The sequence below is a fragment of the Microcoleus sp. PH2017_24_DOB_U_A genome (assembly GCF_020738205.1).
In the GTDB taxonomy this organism is placed as follows: domain Bacteria; phylum Cyanobacteriota; class Cyanobacteriia; order Cyanobacteriales; family Microcoleaceae; genus Microcoleus.
This window is the reverse complement of record NZ_JAEQCT010000009.1, coordinates 1-2,297: the sequence shown is the minus strand read 5'-3', so window position 1 is coordinate 2,297 and position 2,297 is coordinate 1. Positions and strand designations below refer to the sequence as shown.

The 2,297-nt window shown below is 41.8% G+C and carries 2 protein-coding genes; both read left to right on the top strand.

Going from position 1 to position 2,297, the window contains the following annotated elements:
* Positions 1-127: 127 nt before the first annotated feature.
* Positions 128-1,003, top strand: coding sequence for a DMT family transporter (locus tag JGK07_RS00155; protein WP_293226853.1), 876 nt, complete (start codon positions 128-130; stop codon positions 1,001-1,003).
* Between the two features lie 117 nt (positions 1,004-1,120).
* A complete protein-coding gene (locus JGK07_RS00150) occupies positions 1,121-2,146 on the top strand; it encodes a spermidine synthase (protein WP_293226850.1) in 1,026 nt (341 codons plus the stop codon).
* The last annotated feature ends 151 nt before the right edge of the window (positions 2,147-2,297 follow it).

Below are 2,297 nucleotides of genomic sequence, written 5' to 3'. Positions count from 1 at the left end.
ACCTTAAATGTACGCGGAGACAGAGTAAGACTATGAAAGGTAGCATCAGTCGATGAGGCGTAAAGAATCCCCGCGCGTTTACGCCGGGGAGTATGTCAAAACTAAAATCTAAAATCACATGAATTTTATCGGTGAAATCGCGGCTTTAGGTGCTGCATTTGTCTGGGCTCTATCTTCCACAATCTGGCAGCGAGTCGGACAGCAAATCCCCGCAGTTGTACTAAACTTGCTCAAAGGTGCGATCGCCCTTGTCATGCTTTTTGCCACGATAATAATCTTAGGCAAATCCTTACCAGCAGTCAACCCCAATATCTTAATAATGCTGCTCATCAGCGGCGCCCTAGGAATTGGCATCGGAGACACCGCTTTCTTTATCGTCTTAAAATATTTAGGTGCGAGGCGAGCGCTGCTTCTAGAAACCCTATCTCCCCCTTTGACAGCTTTATTCGGCTTGATATTTTTGCAAGAAAAGCTATCGCTTATTGCTTGTACAGGCATTCTTTTAACAATCTGCGGCGTAGCTTGGGTAATTGCCGAACGAACAGCCGAAACCACCTTACCATCAAAACATCTTTGGCAAGGATTAGGCATTAGTTTATTAGGACAAACAGCCCACGCAGCCGGAGCAGTTTTATCCCGCGCCGCCTTCGCTCAAATAGATATCGATCCCTTGTGGACAGCGGCCTTACGTTTGAGCGGAGGTATGGCAGTCATGCTGTGCTTTCTCAACCCCACAAACCTTGGCACTTTCCAACAATTAAAAGCGCCAAAAATATTAGGTGCAATAATTTTAGCAGCTTTTTTGGGAACCTATCTCGGAATTTTCCTGCAACAGACTTCCTTGAAATATGCACCCGCAGCCATCGCTCAAGCACTTAGTTCTACAAGTCCCCTGTTTATACTGCCTCTAGCCGTACTCGCGGGCGAAAAGGTTAGTCTCCGGGCTGTTGTGGGTGTGGTTTGTGCGATCGGCGGAATCGCGCTATTATTGGGATTGAGGTGATTCGATTTTAGATTTTAGATTTGATATAAGTTCTCAACAATAATGAAACTATACGTCAGATCCCAACCACGATTTTAGTCATCAATTTTTAATCTCAAACGTCTAATTTAGAATACTATGAATTATGATGCAGGCAAGCAAAACAATAATCATACCAATTTTCAACGAAATAACAGTATTCTTGTCCCCCCCCTTAGCAAGGGGGGGCTAGGGGGGGTCGAAGAGTGTTGCACAATTTTAGATAATTGGTATTATTTAGCAATTGCCAATCAACAGATTGACTGGCTTAAAAAACAGCCAGATGGCATTATATTTCAGCAACATTCCGGCGACAGCATCGTAGCAATCAAAAAAGATAAATCATGCTTGCTCCTGGTTTTGGTAGACAGAGAAACTTTGAGTACAAGTGTAGCTCAATCAATCCTCGACCTCAACAATCCACTTAAATTAATATTTCCATATTCCCAAGCAATGCTGTTAGCATTACTCTGGAAAACTCAACCAAAAAATATCTATATAATCGGTTTTGGGGGTGGCACTCTTCCCAGAATTTTGCATCACTATTTCCCTAACGCGATAGTCGAATCTGCTGACATAGACGCAACAGTTGTCGAAGTTGCTCAAAAGTTTTTTGGCATTCAATTTAATGACAGACTAAAAGTAGCCATTCAAGATGGTCGTCAATATCTTGCCGAACAAAATCCCACCATAAAAAATGATATAATTATTGTGGATGCTGGTTTTGGCAGCGGCTATATGCCCTATCCATTGGTCACACAAGAATTTTACCAACTCTGCAAAACGCACTTGTCAAATACGGGCGTTGTAGCTATCCACCTATTCCACAAACAAGAGTTTAATGCGGCGGCGGTTAAAACAATTCAAAGTGTGTTCGCACAAGTTTATATCTGCAATTTAGATGCTGGTAACAGTATAGCGTTCGCGACTAATGCTCCAGATTTAGCTAGAAATGAAATCTTCTTGAAAGCCGAAATTATTCAAGATTTCCACAATTTAGAATTTTCCTTAATAGAAATGTCGCTTCAGCTCAAAACATTAGCGGAATTGCCGGAATGGCTGAAAATTTGGGAAACGCTACCAATTTTTACAGATGCTGCAATGCCGAGGGAATATTTGGAGTGATCGCAATATTATACTAAGCTTGAAAATTTCTGGCTACAACACCAAATTTTAAGTAGGGCTTGCTGAAAAATCAATCACATATTGCGTGGCATAGGTTTAGATGGCGCGAGGGAGAAAAAAGTGCAAGATAAACAGGTAATATAGATCAAAA